Origin of the sequence: Lysinibacillus sp. NPDC096212 (assembly GCF_044763105.1) — a bacterium.
In the GTDB taxonomy this organism is placed as follows: domain Bacteria; phylum Bacillota; class Bacilli; order Bacillales_A; family Planococcaceae; genus Lysinibacillus.
In genome coordinates this window covers 1-2880 of sequence record NZ_JBIWFQ010000063.1, presented here as the reverse complement: position 1 = coordinate 2880, position 2880 = coordinate 1, and the positions used below count along the sequence as shown (strand labels likewise).

At 52.4% G+C, this 2880-nt stretch carries 1 rRNA gene; it reads right to left on the bottom strand.

Annotated elements, in window-relative coordinates:
- Window positions 1–2 precede the first annotated feature (2 nt).
- A 23S ribosomal RNA gene (locus tag ACIQ7T_RS27915) occupies window positions 3–2880 on the bottom strand; the annotation flags it as partial.

The window sequence follows — 2880 nt, the reverse complement described above, 5'->3', positions numbered from 1 at the left end:
TTTTGGTTAAGTCCTCGATCGATTAGTATTCGTCAGCTCCATGTGTCACCACACTTCCACCTCGAACCTATCTACCTCATCGTCTTTGAGGGATCTTACTTACTTGCGTAATGGGAAATCTCATCTTGAGGGGGGCTTCATGCTTAGATGCTTTCAGCACTTATCCCGTCCACACATAGCTACCCAGCGATGCCTTTGGCAAGACAACTGGTACACCAGCGGTGTGTCCATCCCGGTCCTCTCGTACTAAGGACAGCTCCTCTCAAATTTCCTACGCCCACGACGGATAGGGACCGAACTGTCTCACGACGTTCTGAACCCAGCTCGCGTACCGCTTTAATGGGCGAACAGCCCAACCCTTGGGACCGACTACAGCCCCAGGATGCGATGAGCCGACATCGAGGTGCCAAACCTCCCCGTCGATGTGGACTCTTGGGGGAGATAAGCCTGTTATCCCCGGGGTAGCTTTTATCCGTTGAGCGATGGCCCTTCCATGCGGAACCACCGGATCACTAAGCCCGTCTTTCGACCCTGCTCGACTTGTAGGTCTCGCAGTCAAGCTCCCTTGTGCCTTTACACTCTACGAATGATTTCCAACCATTCTGAGGGAACCTTTGGGCGCCTCCGTTACCTTTTAGGAGGCGACCGCCCCAGTCAAACTGTCCGCCTGACACTGTCTCCTGCCCCGCTAAGGGGCATGGGTTAGAATTTCAATACAACCAGGGTAGTATCCCACCGACGCCTCCTTCGAAGCTGGCGCTCCGAGATCTCTGGCTCCTACCTATCCTGTACAAGTTGTACCAAAATTCAATATCAGGCTACAGTAAAGCTCCACGGGGTCTTTCCGTCCTGTCGCGGGTAACCTGCATCTTCACAGGTACTATAATTTCACCGAGTCTCTCGTTGAGACAGTGCCCAGATCGTTACGCCTTTCGTGCGGGTCGGAACTTACCCGACAAGGAATTTCGCTACCTTAGGACCGTTATAGTTACGGCCGCCGTTTACTGGGGCTTCAATTCGCAGCTTCGCTTGCGCTAACCACTCCTCTTAACCTTCCAGCACCGGGCAGGCGTCAGCCCCTATACGTCACCTTACGGTTTTGCAGAGACCTGTGTTTTTGCTAAACAGTCGCCTGGGCCTATTCACTGCGGCTCTCATGCGCTTGCACGCTCAAGAGCACCCCTTCTCCCGAAGTTACGGGGTCATTTTGCCGAGTTCCTTAACGAGAGTTCTCTCGCACACCTTAGGATTCTCTCCTCGACTACCTGTGTCGGTTTGCGGTACGGGCACCTCTCACCTCGATAGAGGCTTTTCTTGGCAGTGTGAAATCAGGAACTTCGTCCATACGGACTCGCCATCACAGCTCAACGTTATAGTGTGCGGATTTGCCTACACACACGCCTTACTGCTTGGACGCGCATATCCAACAGCGCGCTTACCCTATCCTACTGCGTCCCCCCATTTCTCAAACGGTGAGGAGGTGGTACAGGAATATCAACCTGTTGTCCATCGCCTACGCCTATCGGCCTCGGCTTAGGTCCCGACTAACCCTGAGCGGACGAGCCTTCCTCAGGAAACCTTAGTCATACGGTGGACGGGATTCTCACCCGTCTTTCGCTACTCATACCGGCATTCTCACTTCTAAGCGCTCCACCAGTCCTTCCGGTCTGACTTCAACGCACTTAGAACGCTCTCCTACCACTGACATCGTAGATGTCAATCCACAGCTTCGGTGAATCGTTTAGCCCCGATACATTTTCGGCGCAGCGTCACTCGACCAGTGAGCTATTACGCACTCTTTAAATGATGGCTGCTTCTAAGCCAACATCCTGGTTGTCTGTGCAACGCCACATCCTTTTCCACTTAACGATTACTTTGGGACCTTAGCTGGTGGTCTGGGCTGTTTCCCTTTTGACTACGGATCTTATCACTCGCAGTCTGACTCCCGTGTATAAATATCTGGCATTCGGAGTTTGTCTGAATTCGGTAAACCGGGATGGCCCCCTAGTCCAAACAGTGCTCTACCTCCAGTATTCTCATCACGAGGCTAGCCCTAAAGCTATTTCGGAGAGAACCAGCTATCTCCAAGTTCGATTGGAATTTCTCCGCTACCCACACCTCATCCCCGCACTTTTCAACGTGCGTGGGTTCGGGCCTCCAGTAAGTGTTACCTCACCTTCACCCTGGACATGGGTAGATCACCTGGTTTCGGGTCTACGACCACGTACTAATTCGCCCTATTCAGACTCGCTTTCGCTGCGGCTCCGCCTTCTAAAGCTTAACCTCGCACGTAATCGTAACTCGCCGGTTCATTCTACAAAAGGCACGCTATCACCCATTAACGGGCTCTAACTACTTGTAGGCACACGGTTTCAGGATCTCTTTCACTCCCCTTCCGGGGTGCTTTTCACCTTTCCCTCACGGTACTGGTTCACTATCGGTCACTAGGTAGTATTTAGCCTTGGGAGATGGTCCTCCCGGATTCCGACGGAATTTCACGTGTTCCGCCGTACTCAGGATCCACTCAGGAGAGAACGAACTTTCGACTACAGGGCTTTTACCTGCTCTGGCGGACCTTTCCAAGTCGCTTCATCTAACTCGCTCTTTTGTAACTCCGTATAGAGTGTCCTACAACCCCAAGAGGCAAGCCTCTTGGTTTGGGCTCTTCCCGTTTCGCTCGCCGCTACTCAGGGAATCGATTTTTCTTTCTCTTCCTCCAGGTACTTAGATGTTTCAGTTCCCTGGGTCTGCCTTCAAGACGCTATGTATTCACGTCAAGATACTACGCGATTAAACGTAGTGGGTTCCCCCATTCGGAAATCTCCGGATCAAAGCTCACTTACAGCTCCCCGAAGCATATCGGTGTTAGTGCCGTCCTTC